Genomic DNA, 18036 nt, shown 5'->3' with positions numbered 1-18036 from the left:
ACAGGCATCCACATCAAGCCGCCCAGCAGCCAGCCGGAGAAGACAGCATGGACGGACCAAACAGCCAAAAATTGGTGGCGCCCAGTCCAACGCCACCCTGGCGGCCAGGACAGGCGGCGGCAGCGCCCTCGAACCGACCCGATCGCCACGGGGACAGATCTGGCCCGCACCCGTCCCTCCCCGCCCCGGCACCGGAGCACTTATGCTGGCCCTGTACCATCTACCCACGCCAGGAGAACCATGGACTTCACTACAGCAGACCTCTATGACGAACGCGGCACCGAGCTCAACTCCGTCTCGACCCAATTCCGCAACTTCGGCACCCGCACCGCCTTCAGCGGCCCGGCCCGGACCATCCGCTGCTTCCAGGACAACGCACTCATCAAAACCATGCTCTCCACCCCCGGCCACGGCGCCGTGCTGGTGGTCGACGGCGGCGGCTCCCTCGAGACCGCCCTCATGGGCGACCTCATCGCCACCTCCGCCATCAAGAACGACTGGTCCGGCGTCATCATCAACGGCGCAATCCGGGACAGCACCGTCATCAACACCCTCCCGCTCGGCGTCAAGGCCCTCGGCACCAACCCCGCCAAAAGCACCAAAACCGGCACCGGCGAAACAGACACCCCCATCCACCTCGGCAACGTGACCATCACCCCCGGGAAAATGATCTACGCAGACGCCGACGGCATCCTCACCGAAAAATCACCCGCTGAAGGCTAATAGGAGGCCCGGCCGGCGCCAGGACAGCCGGCCGCGGATTGGAGCAGCGCATGAGTGATAACCCGTTGCGGCACGCCGCGGCCCGGATGGGCGGGCGCGACCCAAACCAGCACAATCGCGCGTCCACGCCGCTGGAATTGTTCTTTGACCTGACGTTCGCCATTGCCTTTGGGGTGGCGGCGGGGCAATTGGCCACCAACTTGGCCGGCGGGCACGTGGGCGCTGCGCTCATCGGCTTCGGCTTTGCCATGTTCGCCGTCATTTGGGCGTGGATCAACTTCAGCTGGTTCGCCAGCGCCTACGACACTGACGACTGGATCTTCCGGCTCGTCACCATGCTCCAGATGACGGGCGTGCTGATCCTGGCCATGGGCATTGAGCCCCTGTTCGCTTCCCTTGAAAAGGGAGATCATGTGGACAACAGGGTCATGGTTCTGGGCTACGTGATCATGCGCACCGCCCTGCTGTTCCAATGGTTGCGGGCTGCCAAACAGGCCCCCCAACGACGGCGGACCTGCCTCAGTTATGCCAAGTATCTGGCCGTTGCCCAGCTTGGCTGGGTGGTGGTGTTGCTCGTGAACACCAGCGTGGGAGTCATGTTTTTGATGGCTGTGCCACTGTTCGTGCTCGAAATGGCGACGCCCGGGATAGCCGAACGCCAGGCCCGCACGCCCTGGCATGCCCATCACATTGCAGAGCGCTACAGCCTGCTGGCCATCATTGCACTGGGCGAGTGCCTGGTGGGTACCGTTGATGCTCTGCGGGCCGTGGTCGCCACGGGCGGCTGGACCGTAGACACGGTGGCGGTGGGTCTGGCCGGTACCGGGCTGGCCTTTGCCATGTGGTGGCTGTACTTCATCCTGCCTGCTGGCCAGGCCCTGCACCTGCGCCGCCAACGCGCGTTCATTTTCGGTTATGCCCACATGCTGGTCTTCGCTTCCATAGCCGCCACCGGCGCCGGCCTGCACGTGTATGCCTATTTTCTGCAGGGCCAGACCCGCATCGGGGAGGCCGGCGTGGTTGCCTCGGTGGCGGTTCCCGTGGTGGTCTTCATGCTGACCCTGACATTTCTCTACGGGTACTTGGTGTCCGTGGATGCCCTCCACCTGTGGCTCTGCGGCGCATTGGTGGCCCTGTCGACGGCCGCGGTCCTGCTGGCCGCGGCCGGGGTGTCCATGGTGGGCTGCCTGTTGCTGGTCCTGGCCACCCCGGCGGCGACCATTATTGTTGACGAATGGCTGGGCCACCGCCACAGGGCTGCCGCGCTGGCGCGGCTGGAGGAACGGTTTGGCACCGGCTCCTAAATGACCCGCGGCGCCTTGGCGAGGTTTTCGGCCAATTCGGCTGCATTCTGCCGCACCACATAGGCCGGACGGTCGCGCTCCACCCGCCAGCTTTCGGACAGCGGCCCGATGTTCACGGAGTCAAAGCCAAACTCGTCATAGAGGGCAGTGACCAAGGCTGCCGCGTCGTCGTGGTCGCTTGCCGTGGCCAGCGCCCGGCGGTTTTCTGTGCCGGCCGGCGTCCCGGTGGTGGTGATGTCAGGTGCCGCAATGTGGTTGAAGCCCTTGGCCACGCGGGAGTCCGCCAGGTGCTCCTGCAGCAGGCCCGAGACTGTGGCCTCACCCGTGTCGAGGGCGGCCACATGCCCGTCGCGCTCCCAGTAGTAGTTGTTCGTGTCGATGACAACCTTGCCGGACAGCGGCTGCGCCGGGATGTCCAGGTAGTGCCCGAACGGGACGGTGACGACGGCGAAATCCGCCGCCGCCGCTGCCTCCGCGGCCGTGGCGGCGCGGGCCTTCCCGCCCAGTTCGGCCACCAGTTCCGCGAGCGTTTCCGGCCCGCGTGAATTGCTGATCACCACGTCATACCCCAGCTGCACCGCCTTGCGTGCAATCTGGCTGCCAATGTGTCCTGCCCCGATAATTCCCATAGTTGTCATGTCCGGTGCAACCGTCCGGGCGGCTGGAAAATTTCAGCGGAAGTTCGATTCCCCTCGTAGCGGCTCCAGCTGGGCCTTCTTTTCCGCGGCAATCCGCAACAACGTGCCGGTGCCCTCGTGGAAGAACGCCAGCGTGGTCTCCGCGACGACACACTTGGTCCCTGTCACCGGATCGAAGATGGCATACGCCACGGTAAAGCTGGCCCCCTTGACGGCACTGACCCACACCTCGATCCGCGCCGGCACATTCCGGTAGTTCAGCGGCACCAGGTACCTGACGCGGTGCTCCACCACCAGCGCCTGCGTTCCCTCAGGGAGTTCGGAAAACACGGGCAGCTCCACCTCCACGCCCGGCAGTCCGGTGCCGGCAGGCGGCCCAAAGGCATGCACGCGCGCCTCCTCCAGGATGCGCAGCACCTCCACATTGTTGATGTGCCCGTAGGCATCCATGTCTCCCCAGCGCATGGGGACGTGCACCGTGAGCCGGGTGCCGCCGTCGTTCTTCAAGTCCTTGGCCATGGGCCCACGGTACCGCCAATGCGGATTTGTCAGGCCATGGCCCTACTGTGGAGCGTGCAGATTTCCCGCCCAAGGGGATCCGGCCCACCGCGAAAGGAATTGCCATGATGGGACCCCACCACGCCGCCAGCGGTGCGGCCGTGTGGCTGGCGCTGACCACCCGCTTCCAGCTGGACCTCGGCGGTGCCGCACAGGCACTGCCCTTTCTGCCGGACAGGCTCGACGTCGGCCTGGGCCTTTTGCATGTCGGTGCGGCAGGGGTGCTGGCCGGCACCATCGTCACGGCGGGCGCGGCGCTGCTGCCCGACGCCGACCACCGGAATGCGACCATTGCGCATTCGCTGCCGCCGTTCTCCAATGTGATGTGCCGGGAGGTGGGGAGGCTGTCGGGCGGGCACCGGCACGGCACCCACTCCCTGCTGGGCCTGGCCGTGTTCGTGGCGATTGCGCTGCTGGCGGGCATTTGGACGGCCGAGCTGGCGCCGTTCGGGCTGATTTTTCCCGGGGCCGGGATTTTCACTGTCCTGCTGGCATCATTCGCGGCGAAAGTGCTCAAGTTCATTCCCGACTCCATGCGGAAGATTCCCTGGGTTGTGGGCCTGGGCGTGGGCGCCTTCATCACGTTTTTTGCCCCTCAGGACCAGTTTTGGTTCCCCCTGGCGGTGGGGCTGGGCGTGGCAATCCACATTGCCGGGGACATGCTGACCACCGGCGGTGCCAACCTGCTGTGGCCGCTGCAAATCCGGCCGCCCCGGCTGGTGCGGAAGGTCCCCCTGCTCAGGAGTGTCTGGAAGCGCAACGGCAACGTGGCCGTGCCTGTGCTGGGCAATGCAGGGTCCTGGCGTGAGTGGATGCTGCTGGTCCCCGTCAGCGCCTATGCGGTGCTGGGAATCGGCGGAACGGCGGCCCGCTGGCTGGGATGAGGCGTCCAGCAAGGACGTGCCAAATTCGCGGGAAACATCCAGAACCGTTCGGTAGCATGAGCCCATGTCCGCCGCCCCCAACGCCCGTTTTCGCGTGGAACTTGTCCTGGTTCCACTCGTGGCGGCCGTGTGCATGGCGTTCATTATCGGCGCGATCGTGCTGGACAAGGGTGCCGGCTCCTGCCCGGAGCCCAATTGGCACAACCACCTGACGCTGTCCCTGTCCGGCAGCCCGGCCGCGGTGTCCTCGGTGTCGGCCATCACTGCCTGTGCGGGCTCCAACTGCGTTCCCATGAACCCCACTTTCGCCAAGCTGGCCACCGGCGCTCCCAGCCTCCTGGCCCGCCAGGGAGACGGCTCCTGGGTGCTCAATGTCGACACGGAGCCTCCCACCGCCGTGACATTCCGGGCCTACGACGCCGCGGGAAACCTGCTGGTCCAGCAGTCCAACACCTTCAACTGGACGCGCGTTGGCGGCACTGAGCAGTGCGGAGGGCCCATGGGCGCCATGGCGGTGCCGCTGCGGCTGCCGGGCTGAGCCACGCTACCGGCCCAGGAAATACAGCACGACGCCGGCCCCCCACGTGCCTGCTGCCAGGGAGGCAAAGCCGAACTCCGCCAACATGCCCAGCCCCGTTGCCTTCAGGGCAGCCAGGGAGGAGGAAACGGCGGGTTTCACGGCTTTCTGGCGTTGCACTTCGGACAGGAAGAGCCCCACGGCAAAGCCAAGCAGCAGGCCCACCACGGGCAGCACAAAGAAACCCACCACACCCAGCACCAGCCCGGCAACAATGGAGCGGCCGGGAATTTGCCGCTGCTTCATGGCCCGGCCCGTCAACACTGCGCTTGAGGCCATGCCGGCCGCCACAAACAGCACGCCCACGCCAAACACCACCCACCCCACGGGCCGCCCCACCACGATGGCCCACGCCAGGAGACTGGCACCGACCAGCAGGCTGCCCGGCAGCACGGGGACAATGACGCCCGTGACCCCCACCAGGATCGCGAGCCCGCAAATGATGGTCCAGATTAGCTGTGCATCCATTCGCCCATCCTGCCAGAGACACCCCAGGCACCCATTGTGCCCCGACAGAATAGACTTTCAAGGGTGACGACAGCGAAGGAAGGCAGCCAGCTCCCTGACACGGCGCCCGCCCAGGCCGGCACCGTGCGCGGCGCCCGAACCCTGGCAGTGCTGCTCGGCACGGCGGCGTTCCTCCTCTACATGCTTTATTCATGGCTGCAGTGGACAAGTTTTGCCATCCGCTCCTGGGACTTGGGCATTTTCACCCAGCTGGCCAAGGCGTATTCGCAATTCCAGGCACCCATTGTCAGCATCAAGGGCCAGGGCTACAACCTGCTTGGCGACCATTTCCACCCCATCCTGGTGGTGCTGGGACCCATTTACCGCGTGTTCCCCAGCGCTTTTACCTTGCTGGTGGTCCAGAATTTTCTCTTTGCCGCCTCCGTGGTGGTCATCAGCCACCTCGCCATCAGGCGGCTGGGCCGGTTGCCCGGCGCCTGCGTGGGCGCTGCCTACGCCGTGAGCTGGGGCCTGCAGTCCGCAGTGGATTCCCAGTTCCACGAGATTGCCTTTGCCGTGCCGTTTCTGGCGTTCGCACTGTGCTCCTTGATGGAGGAAAAGTGGCGGTCGGCCTGGATCTGGGCCGCGCTGCTGGTCTTCGTCAAGGAGGACATGGGGCTGACGGTGCTGGTCTTTGGCCTGCTCATGGCGCACCGGTCCCGCCGGCCTGCCGGCTTGTGGCTGTCCGCCTGGGGCGTGGCCTGGTTTGTGCTCGCCACCAAGGTGATCCTGCCGTCCATGAATGCCGGCCACCAGTGGGCCTACCAGAGCCAGCTGGACATCTCGGGGCTGCTGGCCCACCCCGGCACTTTGCTTTTCCAGGCGGACAAGGTTGCCACCACGCTGCTGCTGCTCGCCATCACCGCCGGGCTGTGCCTGTTCTCCCCCATCACCTTGCTGGTGGTCCCCACGCTGGCCTGGCGCTTCCTCGGGGAATTGCCTGCGTACTGGGGCCAGGACTGGCAGTACTCCGCCGTGCTGATGCCTGTGGTGTTTTGCGCCGCCATTGATGCCCTGTCGCGTCGGAAAGTGCTGGATTCGGCCAGGTTGCGCCTGCTGTCCGGGGCCGCCGTCGCGCTTGTGGCCCTTACGCTTTTGAGCCAGTACTCCTTTGGCAAGCTCGCAGACCCGGCGCTTTCATTTCCCACCGTCAACAACGTGTCCGCGGAGAAGGCCCTGGCGGCCGTTCCCGCCGGCGTCACGGTGGAAACCGACATCAGCCTGATGAGCTATGTGGCGGACAAGGACCAGGTCTATTGGATCGGCAACAAGAATCCCGCACCGGAGTATGTGTTGATGGATGTGTCAGGCCGGCCGGGCGTGCCGGACAACACCACGGCATCGGAAGCCCAGGGCCGATTCCCGGGGAGCCGCTTTGTGACGGTTTACGCGGATGGGCACTTCCAGGTGGCCAAGGCCGTCACGGGTTAGCAGCCGGGCAGGGGGGACCGCGTAGACTTTGACCCGTCCCACGGACGAACAACTTGGTAAGGACGGCCCATGCTGGAGATGGCGGCAATTTTCCTGGCTGGCTTTTGGGCCGGCATGATCAACGTCGTTGTCGGTTCCGGAACACTCGTGACATTCCCGGTGCTCCTGCTCTTTGGCTACCCGCCTCTGACGGCGAACATCTCCAACAACATCGGCCTGGTGGCCGGCGGGCTGTCCGGCACCTGGGGCTACCGCAAGGAACTTGCCCCCAACAAGGTCATGATCAAGCGCCTTCTTCCCGCCTCGGCGATTGGCGGGCTGATTGGGGCGCTGCTCCTGCTGGTGTTGCCGGCGTCGGCCTTCAACACCATCGTTCCGGTGCTGATAGTCATCGGCATCCTCATGGTGGCGTTCGGCCCGGCCCTGCAGCGGCTCCTGGCCAAGCGCCGGTACACCGGGGACGACGCCGGACCCTCCCGGAGCGCCGTCGGCCTCGTGGCCGGGATCTTCGTGCTGGGCATGTACGGCGGCTATTTTGGCGCTGCGCAGGGCATCCTGATTGTGGGCCTCATGAGCATCATGACCACGGTGGCGCTGCAGCAGATCAACGCCGTCAAGAACGTGCTGACCACAGCGGTGAACGGGATCGCGGCGGCAACATTCATGGTGGTGGCCTGGCATTACATTGACTGGAAGGTCACGGCGCTCATTGCGGCCGGCGCGCTGCTGGGGGGCTTCTTTGGCGCCAAGTTTGGCCGCAAGCTGCCCCCGACGGCGTTGCGTGCCACCATCATTGTGGTGGGCACGGCGGCGCTGGTGAAAATGCTGTTCTTCGCCTGACCCGGTGAAAGTTCAGTCCACGCCCTTGATCTTCACCACGAACACGGCGCCCAGCAGCCCGATCACCGCGGCCACCACGTACAGCGTGACATAGCCGCCCAGGTGCGCCACCAGCGGGAAGGCGATGATGGGGGCAATGACCTGCGGCAGCGAGTTGGCCACATTGATCACGCCCAGGTCCTTGCCGCGGCTGGCCGACGACGGCAACACCTGGGTGAGCAGCGCAAAGTCGACGGCCAGGTACGCGCCGTAGCCGACCCCCAGCACGGCCGACCCCAGTAGGGCCCCGGTCCAGGTGGGCCAGAACGCCAAGATCAGGGCTGAGACGGCGATGATGACGGAGGAGCCGATCACGAACGGCTTGCGCTTGCCCACCTTGTCCGTCCACTGCCCGCCGATGACGGCCGTAATCAACGTCATGATGGCGTAGATGCCCGTCAGGACCAGCACGCCAAACTCGGGATTGCTGAATCCGACGGCGTCCTTGAGGAAGAACAGGAGGTAGAGGGTGACCAGGTGGTTGCCCACATTGACCAAAAAGCGGGTGATCCACGCCCAGCCAAAATCCGGGTACAGCCGCGGGGACACCCAAAAGCCCTGGAAGAACGCGGGCCAGGAAAAGGCCGGGCGTTCCGAGCGGAGAAGCACCCTGTCATTGGCCAGGAACAGGTACGGCACCATGCCCGCCACGAGGGCGCCGGCGCACAGCACGTAGCCCAGCGCGAAGTTTCCCGCCACGACGGCGCCGATGGCGGCCCCCAGCAGGATCCCCACCACGGTGCCCATGGAGGCCAGCCCGCCGATAATGCCGCGCTGGCGGATCGGGACCTGGTCCGGGACGGCTGCGGTAATGGCGGCCAGGGCGCCGTTGCAGCCCAGCTGGACAAAACACCACAGCAGGGTCATGGCCGCCACGCTGGGCGCCACTGTCAGTCCCAGCAGCCCGATGGTGCCCAGCAGTGCGCCGATGAACACCCACGGCACGCGCCGGCCGTAGCGGGAGACAGTCCTGTCGCTGAAGGTGCCGAAGAGCGGGTTGGCCACCAGGGAGACGGCGGCGCCGGCACCTGTCACGAGGGCCAGGATGGCTTCCTTGTCACCCTCGCTGAAGTGGATGGCCTGCTGGCCCAGCAGCACCTGGATGGGGCCGAAGAACGCCGCATTGATCCCCACGTTGACCAACACCACTGACGCTGTCCAGCGGTGGCGGACGGTGGCGGTGGGTTCCAGCAGGGCCCCTTCGGCCACGGCCGCGCCGCCGTGGGTCCCCATATTGCTGTTCGTCACTTTTCCCCTTAGTGCTGCGTAGTCCCCGGGCGCAAAACCTGAGCCAAGCATACTTTGCGCAGGGTTAACGCAGCTGTCCGCGCACCTCTTCGATGATGCGCAGGGCAGCCACCGAATCCGCGGGGTCCACGGGAACGGGACCGCCTCCGCGAAGCGCTTTCGCCAAAATGGCATAAAAATCGCTGAAATTCCCGCGTTCTGTGGGCACGGGCACCAGGGAGCCGTCCCGCCCCAGCAAGCCCCAGTTCTCCTCCGGATCCACGCCGTACGCCGGGCTGCCGGGCAGGATCCCGGCCTGGAGCTGCGCTTCCTGCTGGTCCGCGCGCTGCTTGACGTACGCGGCCTCGGAGCCCAATACGCGCAACCGGGGACCGAGTTGGGGCACGCTGAGGTTCATCCACAGGTGGGAAACCACGCCGCCGGCATGTTCCAGGGCCACAAAAGCGTCGTCGTCGGCCTTTTCGGCCGGCCTGCGCGCGGCCGCCTCGCCATAAATGCGCACGGGCGGGCCAAAAAGTTGCAGGGCCTGGTCGATCAGGTGCGTGCCCAAATCAAAGAGGATGCCGCCGCCTTCGGATGGGGTGGCCTGCGCCTTCCACTCCTTGGTGATGTCCGGCTGCCAGCGCTCCAGCCTCGACTCAAAGCGCCGAACCTCCCCCAGGGCACCCCCGGCCAGGAGCTTCTTCAGCGTCAGGTACTCGCCGTCCCAGCGCCTGTTCTGGTAGGTGGTCAGCACCAGGCCCCTGCTTTGGGCGAGGGCGATGAGCGCATCACCCTCGGCGCTGGTCACGGTGAAGGGCTTGTCAACCACGACGGCGCACCCGGCTTCCAGCGCGGCTTGCGCGAGTGCCACGTGGGTTGCCGGAGGGGTGGCCACCACCACCAGGTCCACGCCGGCTGCCGATGCGTCCCACTCACTGCGCGCCAGCACGCGGGCCGCGGGGTGCGCAGCTCGGGCGGCCGCCTGCCGGACCGGATCGGAGGTGACAATGACGTCAAGGCTGAAGTCCGGCAGGGCAAGCAGCGAGGGGGCGTGGAATATGCTGCCGGCCAGCCCGTAGCCAAGCAGGGCCGTGCTGATCTTTGAAGTCATGGCTCATACCCTACCGGTGGGGTTCAGCGTGCGGGCTGGTAGCCTGCTGGCATGACACTGGATGGACCAAAAGTGACAGGGCTGGACCCCTCGGAACAGGCAGCCCTGGCCAGGATGCTCGACGGCGGCCGGGACGTCACCGTCTTTGTGGACGGCACGGCCCACCGGCTGGCACCCGGGGCGAGGGACGCCGTCGTCGACCTGCTGCAGCGGCTGGGCCGCGGCGAGGCCGTGACGGTGGCCAGCGTGGCGGAACTGCTGACCACCTCCCAGGCCGCCGAGCTGGCGTGCATCTCACACACGTTCCTGCGCAACATGACCGACCGCGGGGAGATCCCCGTGCAGTACCGTGGCACGCACCGCCGCATCCGCCGCGACGACATTCTGGCCTGGCTGGCGGCGCAGAAAACGGCCGGAACGCAAGGCTGACGCGGACTGGCCGGTGGGCGTCACATACGTTGACTGGGGCAGGCCACAGATCTAAACTCTTTTCATCTGACAAAATTCATATTTCACAATATGGAATCACAATGCCGTGAAGTCTGAGAATCCAACCTTGGGAGCGTCATGTCCGCACAACTTACCGCCGGGGTTCCGGCCCCCGCCTTTTCCCTGCCCAACGCCTCCGGGGACCAGGTGTCCCTGGCCGACTACGCCGGACGGCAGGTGGTGGTGTACTTCTACCCCAAGGCCGCCACGCCCGGGTGCACCACGGAGGCCTGCGACTTCCGCGACAACCTGGCCGCCCTGAAGGGTGCCGGCGTCGAGGTGGTGGGAATTTCCACCGACCCGCAGCCGGACCTGGCCAAGTTCGCGGCGGACTTTGGCCTGAATTTCCCCCTGCTCTCGGATGCCGACCACGCCACAGCCGAGGAATGGGGCGCCTGGGGTGAGAAAAAGGTCAACGGCACCACGCTGATCGGCACCCTGCGCTCCACCGTGGTGGTCAACGCCGACGGCACGGTGCGCTCGGCCGAGTACAACGTCAACGCCGAGGGCCACGTGGCCCGGCTCAGGGGCGAACTGGGCCTCTAGCCGGGATCCACTTTCCGCCTGCGCGCCATCAGGTCCCGGGGGTGCGCCACTTCTCAAGTGGCGCACCCTTCGCGTTTAACCACGCGCTGCTTCACGGTTCCGGCAGGCCCAATCCACCGCGCCATTGACAATCCGGATGTGATGCTGTTCACTATTGCATATGCTGAAATAACAGTTCCACGATACGAGAATTGACTTTCATTCGTATAGCCCTACGCCGTGGATGCCAGCATTTGAGTTACTAGGACAGCAAACTATGTTGCTGCAACAATTCAACGATTCCGACACGGCACAGCTGCATGCAGCGCTCCGTCCGTGCATCGACATCCAGCGGTGGATCGACGAGATCACCGCCGCCCGCCCCTACAACACCCTGAGCCAACTGTTCAGCTGCGCCTGGGCCGCCGCCACCCCCTTCACCACCACGGAAATTGCGGCCGCCATGGCGCACCATCCGAGGATCGGCGAACGGGCGGAGGGCAACAGCGCCGAGGCGGCACTCTCCCGCAAGGAGCAGTCCGGCGTGGACCAGGGCAACACCGCACTGACGAAGGCCCTGGCCGACGCCAACCGCGCCTATGAGGAAAAGTTCGGGCAGGTGTTCCTCATCCGGGCCGCCGGCCGGACCCCCGAGGACATCCTGGCCGCGCTGGAACGGCGCCTGGCCAACACGTCCGAACAAGAAGCCCCCATCGTGGCCCAGCAATTGCGTGAAATCGCCGTGCTGCGCCTCAAAGGAGTGATGAGCGAATGAGCTCCCTGATTACCACCCACATTCTGGATACCGCGGCCGGGAAACCTGCCGCAGGTGTCGCCGTCGAGCTTTACGCCCGCGACGGCGGGGCATGGACCCAGATTGCGACGGGCACCACTGATGCCGACGGGCGGGTGAAAGACCTGGGCCCCGCAACGCTGCCGGGCGGCGACTACCGTCTCCACTTCGACACGGGCGCCTACTTCGCCGGCATCAACACGGACACCTTCTTCCCGGAGGTTGCCCTGACATTCACGGTCACGGAAGGCCAGGCGCACTACCACGTGCCCCTGCTGCTGAGCCCGTTCGCCTATTCAACGTACAGAGGAAACTAATCATGAGCACGAACAGCAACATCATCCTGGGGGCCAACCAGTACGGCAAGGCCGAGGTGCGCCTGGTCAAGATCGCCCGCGACACCGAACGCCACAGCATTGAGGACCTCAACGTCACCTCGCAGCTGCGGGGCGACTTTGAGGACGCCCACCGCAACGGCGACAACGCCCACGTGGTGGCCACCGACACCCAGAAGAACACGATTTACTCCCTGGCCCGGGACGGCGTGGGCTCCCCCGAGGCGTTTCTGCAGCGCCTGGCCGATCACTTCACCGGCTCCTTCGACTGGGTCACCGGCGGCCGCTGGGCAGCAGAATCGTACGCCTGGGACAGGATCCAAGCCAACGGCACCGGACACAACCACTCCTTTGTGCGCAACGGGCAGGAGGTGCGCACCGCCGTCGTCGTCAAGGACGGGGACCGCACCCACGTGCTGGGCGGGCTGAAGGACCTCACGGTGCTCAAGTCCACCGAGTCCGGCTTCGTGGGCTACCCGAAGGACAAGTACACCACGCTGGCCGAGACCACCGACCGCGTCATGTCCACCGACGTGGCGGCCCGGTGGCGCTACAACCCCGACGCCGTGGCCTCGCTGGACTTCAACAAGACGTACGACGACGTCAAGGCACTCCTGCTCGAAGGCTTCACCGAGGGCTACTCCCACGCCCTGCAGCACACGCTCTTTGAAATGGGCAAGAAAGTCCTGGCGGCGCACCCGGAGATTGACGAAATCAAGTTCTCCATGCCGAACAAGCACCACTTTGTGGTGGACCTGTCCCCGTTTGGCCAGGACAACCCCGGCGAAGTGTTCTTCGCAGCGGACCGCCCCTACGGCCTGATCGAGGCCACCGTGGTCCGTGAAGACGGCAGCGACGCCGGGAACGCCTGGGAGGGCATGGCCGGCTTTTGCTAAGCGGCAGCATTTCAGCTCCACATAAGGGTGGGCGGGGGCGCACAACCCCCGCCCGCCCGCGGCGGCAGCCCCCAAAGCGGGCTGCACGCATTCCAAGGGTAAGCAGACAAGGAGGTCCGCTATGACCAAGTCCCAAAAATCTTTGACCACAACAGCCAGGCCTGAGGACGAAAAACTCGGCATTGGTGCAAGTTTCGCCTACGGTTTCCAACACGTGTTGACCATGTACGGCGGCATCATCGCCGTTCCCCTGATCGTGGGCCAGGCGGCCGGCCTGTCCTCGGGAGACGTGGGCCTGTTGATCGCAGCCTGCCTGTTCATGGGCGGGCTGGCCACGCTGCTGCAGACAGTCGGCATCCCGTTTTTCGGCTCCCAGCTCCCGCTGGTCCAGGGCGTGTCGTTTGCCGGCGTGGCCACCATGGTGGCAATCGTCAACGGCGGGGGTGGAATCCAGGCCGTGTTTGGCGCCGTCATTGCGGCGTCGCTGATCGGGCTGGCCATCACGCCGCTGTTTTCGAAGATCATCAAGTTTTTCCCGCCCGTGGTGACCGGCACCGTCATCACCACCATCGGGCTGACCCTGATGCCCGTGGCGGCCAATTGGGCCATGGGCGGGAATTCCAAGGCGCCCGATTACGGCTCCCCGGCCAACATTGGCCTGGCCGGGCTGACCCTGCTCATAGTGCTGCTGCTGAGCAAGCTGGGCAACGCGGCCATCTCGCGGCTGTCCATCCTGCTGGCCATGGTCATCGGCACGGTGGTGGCGGTGATTTTCGGCATGGCTGACTTTTCCAAGGTCGGGACGGGGCCGGTGGCGGCCTTCCCCACCCCCTTCCACCTGGGCCTGCCCACCTTCCACGTTGCCGCGATCGTCTCCATGTTCATCGTCATCCTGGTGACGCTGGTGGAAACCTCCGCGGACATCCTGGCAGTCTCCGACATCGTGGGGACCAAGGTGGACTCCCGCCGGCTGGGTGACGGCCTGCGGGCGGACATGGCCTCCAGCGCCATCTCGCCCCTCTTTGGCTCCTTCACGCAAAGCGCCTTCGCCCAAAACGTGGGGCTGGTGGCTGTCACGGGCATCAAGAGCCGCTTTGTGGTGGCGGCCGGCGGCGTGATCCTGGTGCTCCTGGGCCTGCTCCCCATACTGGGCCGGGTGGTTGCCTCCGTGCCGACGGCGGTGCTGGGCGGGGCGGGAATCGTGCTGTTCGGCACGGTGACGGCCAGTGGCATCCGATCCCTGGCCACCGTCAACTACAAGAACAACATGAACCTGATCATTGTGGCCACCTCCGTGGGGTTCGGCGTGATCCCCATTGCGGCGCCCACTTTCTACGACAAGTTCCCCGCCTGGTTTTCCACGATCTTCCACTCCGGCATCAGCTCCGCGGCCGTCATGGCGATCGTGCTGAACCTCCTGTTCAACCACCTCAAGCGCGGCAACCCGGAGAACCCCTCGGTGTTTGCCGCAGGCACCGAACGCCGGATTTCGCCGGAGGTGCTGGGCAGCCTGCAGCACGGGGACCGCTGCGAAGACGGCCGCCTGATCGACGCCAGCGGCCAGGAGGTCCTGCTGCTCAAGCCCGACCCGCAGCACTGACCCCCCGTCATGCCGTTCACCGGCCGCGGCCCATCAGCCCCGGCCGATGAACGGCATTCCCGCTGCCGTGATCACCAGCGAGCCGATGTTCGCGGACGCGGGAAGTTCGGCCATCATCAGCACAGTGCGGGCGGCTTCGGCCACGGGAAATGTGGGCTCCACGAGCCGGCGGCCGTCCGCCTGGAGCGCGCCGGTGGCCACGTCCAGGGTGGCCATGATGTCCGTGGTGGTGTTGCCGATGTCGATCTGCCCACAGCTGACACCAAAAGCCCGCCCGTCCAGCTCGATCGATTTGGTCAGGCCCGAGATGGCGTGCTTGGACACGGTGTAGGCCACCGATTTGGGCCGCGGGGAATGGGCAGAGATGGAGCCGTTGTTGATGATGCGCCCGCCGCCGGGCTGCTGGGCCTTCATGGTCCGCACGGCAGCACCCGCGCAGAGCATGGCCCCGGTCAGGTTCACGGCCAGCACCGCGTTCCAGTCCTCCGGGGAGATCTCATCCACCGAGGCAGCCGGGCCGAAAGTGCCGGCGTTGTTGAACAGTACGTCCACCCTGCCGAACCGTTCCACGGCGGCACGGAAGAGATGTTCGACGTCTTCGGGCCGGGTCACGTCGGTGCGTACGGCCAGCGCAAGCGGCGCGCCGCCGGCGGTTTCCACCAGTTCCGCCTCCCGGCGTCCGGCCAGCACCACGCCGTAGCCGGCCTGCAGGAACTCCCGGGACACTGCCCGGCCGATCCCCGAACCGGCGCCGGTGACCACGGCGATCCTGCGCGGTGCGCCGCCGTCGTGCCCTTGATTTTCAGCCATGGGGTTCCTCTCCGAAAAGTGTTTCTTGCAGCATAAGGCGGGCCCGGCAAAAAATGCCCGGGCCCGCCGTGTAAAAGCTTGGGTTATGCAGCGCCGCCGGTGATGGGCCAGCCGGTGACCTTTTTGGGCCGCGGCGGCGCATAGGTGCGCACCTTTGAGGTGGACAGGCCTAGGCGGACCAGCGATTCGGCAATGGTTACGGCTGCCGCCACCCCGTCCACCACCGGCACTCCCGTGCGTTCACGGACCTTGTCGTTGAGACCGGCCATGCCGCCGCAGCCCAGGACAATGACCTCTGCCCTGTCCTGCGAAACGGCCAGCTCCGATTCCCTGACAATCGACTCCACTGCCCGCTCGGGATCTTCCTCCAGTTCAAGCACGGCCATGCCGCTGGCCCGCACGGAGGCGCAGCGGGCATCCAGTCCGGCCAGCTTCAGCCGGTCCTCGATGAGCGGGACGGCACGGTCCAGGGTGGTCACCACCGAGTACTTGTAGCCGAGGAACATGGCTGTGCTGGCGGCAGCCTCTGTGATGTCGACGACGGGGACGTTGAGCAGTTCCTGCAGCCCTTCGCGGCCGTGTTCGCCATAGCCGGCCTGGATGACGGCGTCGAAGGGTTCCGGGTAGCTGGCGATGGCGTCCATGACCGCGACGGCGGCCAGGTAGCTTTCAAAGTTGCCCTCGCAGGATTCGGCACCAAAGCGGGGGGTGATGCCGATGATCTCCGTGCCGGGCGCCGCAACGCTGCGGGCCTGGGCGGCAATGGAGTCCGTCATGGATGCCGTGGTGTTGACGTTTGCTACCAGGATTCGCATGTCTTTGCCTTTTTCTGTTGGCGTGGCTGGTGGATGGGGATCAGTGGGTGCTGGCCACGGCGATGGGCTCGCCGGACGCTTCCGTGAAGAACTGCTTCCGGTCCGAGATCCAGTAGTACGTTACGGCGGCAATGCCGGCACCAAAGAACCAGGAGAAGGAGGACAGGTCGTGGAGCGCAGGCACAAAGGCGATGGTCAGGGCCACCACGCCTGCGGGAATCAGGGCAATGATCGCCTTCGGGTTGACACCACGGCGGTAGTGGTAGCTTCCGCCCTCATCCGTGGTGTAGAGGTGCGGCACATTGACCTTGCCGCGGCGCAGCAGCCAGTAGTCGGCCATGATGACGCCGAACAGGGGACCAAGGAGCCCTCCCAGGCCGCCCAGGAAGTACACAATGACCACGGGGTTGTTGTAGAGGTTCCAGGGCAGGATCACCAGGCCCAGGGTGGCGCTGATGAGGGCCGCCTTGCGGAAGTTCAGGTGACGAGGGAACAGGTTGGTCAGGGCGTAGACGGGTGCCACCACGTTGGCCATGAGGTTCACGGCCACGGTGAGGATCAGCAGTGCCAGGCAGGCGATGACCAGCAGGAAGGTGTTGGGGATGAGGTGGACCACGTCGGCAGGGCTCTCAATGATGGTGCCGTTGATCTTGAACTGGGCTCCGGCCATGACCACCACGATGACCCCGAACAGGAGCATGTTGATGGGGATGCCCCAGAAGTTGCCGCGCACAATGGACTTCTCGCTCTTGGCCGAGCGGGTGAAGTCGCAGAAGTTGAGGACGAAGGTGCCGTAAATGGCCACCCAGAGGGCGCCGCCGGCGAAGATGGTGCGCCACATTTCGCCCCCGGTGAGGGCGTGGTTGGTGGTCCAGGCGATGGAGCCGCCGGCCCGGGTGAACATCCAGATGGCGATGGTGGCCATGGTGACAAGGATGATGGGGCCCGCAAAGGCCTCATACTTGCGGATCATGTCCATGCCGTAGCTGACAATGATGACCTGTACGATCCACAGCACCACGAAGGTCAGCCAGCCAAGGGCGGAAAGCCCCAGGATCAGGCTCTTGTCGAGTTCGTGCAGGGACGGGAAGACGGCCACCAGCATGACCCGGAAAACCACCGAGGCCAGGAACGTCTGCACGCCAAACCAGACGATGGCAACGCCACCGCGCAGCAGGGAGGACACCTGGGCGCCCTTGATGCCAAAGCTGATGCGGCTCATGACGGGGAACGGCACGCCGGTCCGCACGCCCATGAAGCCGGAGAAGTTCAGCAGTCCAAAGAGCAGCACGGCGCCAATGCCGAGCGCCAGCAGGATCTGCCAGCCGCCCAGGCCGAGGGCGAACAAGCCGATGGCAAACGCATAGTTGCCGAGGCTGTGCACGTCATTGGCCCAGAGGGTGAAGATGCTGTAGGAGTGCCAGCGCCGCCCTTCCTTGCGGGTGGGGGCGAGGTCCTGGTTGAAAAGGGTGGCGCTGAGGGTGTACCCCTCAGGTGTTTCGTAGGGTGGCCGCGGTGCGGCGTGCAGATCCGTGTCTGCCGGCGCCATTGCCGGTTCGACACTATTGGGTATCCGAGCGTTCATGCCTTGAGCTCCGCTGTTCGTTTTTCTCAGATGCTATTTCTCGCATCGTGAAAACCAATTACTGAATAGTGAAAGAAACTGTATGACGTGTTTCACACATAGTCAAGTGACCAGTGGCACACCGATCACGGTTCACGCGGCAGGCTCCGCTTGATTCGTGGCGTCGGGGGCTATATTCTCAAGATACAAGATTCATTTCTCACTCTACGAAATAACTCCTGAGTGGGCAGCTTTGCACCGCATAGGTCCCGTTCGACGACGAGCGCCGGCCCGTGGCATCCACGTTGGGACGCCCACCGCCCAGCGTGTCCCGAACCTTACAACAGACAGGTTGACATGCTTCTTC

Annotated in this window: 20 protein-coding genes; 12 read left to right on the top strand and 8 right to left on the bottom strand. The window is 65.3% G+C overall.

What is annotated here, in order from left to right; translation table 11 throughout:
- Positions 1-240 precede the first annotated feature (240 nt).
- Together rraA and LPN03_RS18445 are read left to right on the top strand one after the other, a co-directional pair.
- Positions 241-723, top strand: coding sequence for a ribonuclease E activity regulator RraA (gene rraA, locus LPN03_RS18450; RefSeq protein WP_262455442.1), 483 nt, complete (start codon positions 241-243; stop codon positions 721-723).
- 50 nt (positions 724-773) lie between these two features.
- Entirely contained in the window at positions 774-2027 is a 1254-nt protein-coding gene (locus LPN03_RS18445) for a low temperature requirement protein A (protein WP_262455441.1), read from the top strand.
- Here LPN03_RS18445 and LPN03_RS18440 read toward each other — a convergent pair.
- Together LPN03_RS18440 and LPN03_RS18435 are read right to left on the bottom strand one after the other, a co-directional pair.
- On the bottom strand, positions 2024-2665 hold the full coding sequence (locus LPN03_RS18440; RefSeq protein WP_165183657.1) for an NADPH-dependent F420 reductase: 642 nt from the start codon (positions 2663-2665) through the stop codon (positions 2024-2026). The genes LPN03_RS18445 and LPN03_RS18440 overlap by 4 nt on opposite strands.
- Before the next feature lie 33 nt (positions 2666-2698).
- Positions 2699-3184, bottom strand: a complete 486-nt coding sequence (locus LPN03_RS18435; RefSeq protein ID WP_165183656.1) for an acyl-CoA thioesterase — start codon at positions 3182-3184, stop codon at positions 2699-2701.
- 104 nt (positions 3185-3288) lie between these two features.
- Here LPN03_RS18435 and LPN03_RS18430 point away from each other — a divergent pair, with 104 nt between their 5' ends.
- Together LPN03_RS18430 and LPN03_RS18425 are read left to right on the top strand one after the other, a co-directional pair.
- The gene (locus tag LPN03_RS18430) at positions 3289-4107 is read left to right on the top strand and encodes a metal-dependent hydrolase (RefSeq protein ID WP_262455439.1); all 819 of its coding nucleotides are present in this window, start codon (positions 3289-3291) and stop codon (positions 4105-4107) included.
- 64 nt (positions 4108-4171) lie between these two features.
- A complete protein-coding gene (locus LPN03_RS18425; RefSeq protein WP_165183654.1) occupies positions 4172-4645 on the top strand; it encodes a hypothetical protein in 474 nt (157 codons plus the stop codon).
- Positions 4646-4651: 6 nt separating this feature from the next.
- On the opposite strand, the gene LPN03_RS18420 is transcribed toward LPN03_RS18425, so the two are convergent.
- Positions 4652-5152, bottom strand: coding sequence for a DUF456 domain-containing protein (locus LPN03_RS18420; protein WP_165183653.1), 501 nt, complete (start codon positions 5150-5152; stop codon positions 4652-4654).
- Positions 5153-5215: 63 nt separating this feature from the next.
- Here LPN03_RS18420 and LPN03_RS18415 point away from each other — a divergent pair, with 63 nt between their 5' ends.
- Both LPN03_RS18415 and LPN03_RS18410 read left to right on the top strand, forming a co-directional pair.
- Positions 5216-6622 (top strand): DUF2079 domain-containing protein, encoded by a 1407-nt coding sequence (locus LPN03_RS18415; RefSeq protein WP_262455437.1) that lies wholly within the window; start codon positions 5216-5218, stop codon positions 6620-6622.
- Positions 6623-6691: 69 nt separating this feature from the next.
- Positions 6692-7462 (top strand): sulfite exporter TauE/SafE family protein, encoded by a 771-nt coding sequence (locus LPN03_RS18410; protein ID WP_165183652.1) that lies wholly within the window; start codon positions 6692-6694, stop codon positions 7460-7462.
- A gap of 12 nt (positions 7463-7474) precedes the next feature.
- Here the strand turns inward: LPN03_RS18410 and LPN03_RS18405 are convergent, their stop codons facing one another.
- Both LPN03_RS18405 and LPN03_RS18400 read right to left on the bottom strand, forming a co-directional pair.
- Entirely contained in the window at positions 7475-8734 is a 1260-nt protein-coding gene (locus LPN03_RS18405; RefSeq protein ID WP_165183660.1) for an MFS transporter, read from the bottom strand.
- A 79-nt stretch (positions 8735-8813) separates the two neighbouring features.
- On the bottom strand, positions 8814-9842 hold the full coding sequence (locus LPN03_RS18400; RefSeq protein WP_262455435.1) for a Gfo/Idh/MocA family oxidoreductase: 1029 nt from the start codon (positions 9840-9842) through the stop codon (positions 8814-8816).
- 51 nt (positions 9843-9893) lie between these two features.
- Here LPN03_RS18400 and LPN03_RS18395 point away from each other — a divergent pair, with 51 nt between their 5' ends.
- The 6 genes from LPN03_RS18395 (at position 9894) to LPN03_RS18370 (ending at position 14480) form a co-directional block, all read left to right on the top strand.
- Complete coding sequence (locus LPN03_RS18395; protein WP_165183650.1) at positions 9894-10271, top strand: helix-turn-helix domain-containing protein; 378 nt, start codon at positions 9894-9896, stop codon at positions 10269-10271.
- Between the two features lie 138 nt (positions 10272-10409).
- Positions 10410-10877, top strand: coding sequence for a thioredoxin-dependent thiol peroxidase (bcp, locus tag LPN03_RS18390; protein WP_165183649.1), 468 nt, complete (start codon positions 10410-10412; stop codon positions 10875-10877).
- A gap of 256 nt (positions 10878-11133) precedes the next feature.
- Positions 11134-11631: a 2-oxo-4-hydroxy-4-carboxy-5-ureidoimidazoline decarboxylase gene (gene uraD / locus LPN03_RS18385; protein ID WP_165183648.1), complete on the top strand. Its 498-nt coding sequence runs from the start codon at positions 11134-11136 to the stop codon at positions 11629-11631.
- Positions 11628-11966, top strand: coding sequence for a hydroxyisourate hydrolase (gene uraH / locus LPN03_RS18380; protein ID WP_165183647.1), 339 nt, complete (start codon positions 11628-11630; stop codon positions 11964-11966). Before uraD ends, uraH begins: the two co-directional genes overlap by 4 nt.
- Before the next feature lie 2 nt (positions 11967-11968).
- Positions 11969-12880 (top strand): factor-independent urate hydroxylase, encoded by a 912-nt coding sequence (gene pucL / locus LPN03_RS18375; protein WP_262455433.1) that lies wholly within the window; start codon positions 11969-11971, stop codon positions 12878-12880.
- Between the two features lie 121 nt (positions 12881-13001).
- Positions 13002-14480, top strand: coding sequence for a nucleobase:cation symporter-2 family protein (locus LPN03_RS18370; RefSeq protein WP_165183645.1), 1479 nt, complete (start codon positions 13002-13004; stop codon positions 14478-14480).
- Positions 14481-14513: 33 nt separating this feature from the next.
- Here LPN03_RS18370 and LPN03_RS18365 read toward each other — a convergent pair whose 3' ends face one another.
- From LPN03_RS18365 to LPN03_RS18355, 3 genes are all read right to left on the bottom strand, one after another.
- Positions 14514-15290 (bottom strand): SDR family oxidoreductase, encoded by a 777-nt coding sequence (locus LPN03_RS18365; RefSeq protein ID WP_262455431.1) that lies wholly within the window; start codon positions 15288-15290, stop codon positions 14514-14516.
- Positions 15291-15373: 83 nt separating this feature from the next.
- Positions 15374-16105 carry an aspartate/glutamate racemase family protein gene (locus LPN03_RS18360; RefSeq protein ID WP_165183643.1) on the bottom strand — a complete coding sequence of 244 codons (732 nt, stop codon included), beginning with the start codon at positions 16103-16105 and terminating at the stop codon, positions 15374-15376.
- 40 nt (positions 16106-16145) lie between these two features.
- A complete protein-coding gene (locus LPN03_RS18355; protein ID WP_262455430.1) occupies positions 16146-17654 on the bottom strand; it encodes an NCS1 family nucleobase:cation symporter-1 in 1509 nt (502 codons plus the stop codon).
- Between the last annotated feature and the right edge of the window lie 382 nt (positions 17655-18036).

The sequence above is a fragment of the Arthrobacter sp. A2-55 genome (assembly GCF_025548615.1).
GTDB lineage: Bacteria > Actinomycetota > Actinomycetes > Actinomycetales > Micrococcaceae > Specibacter > Specibacter silviterrae.
Note: the sequence above shows the minus strand (reverse complement) of the source record. Positions and strands in the feature narration are given on the sequence as shown.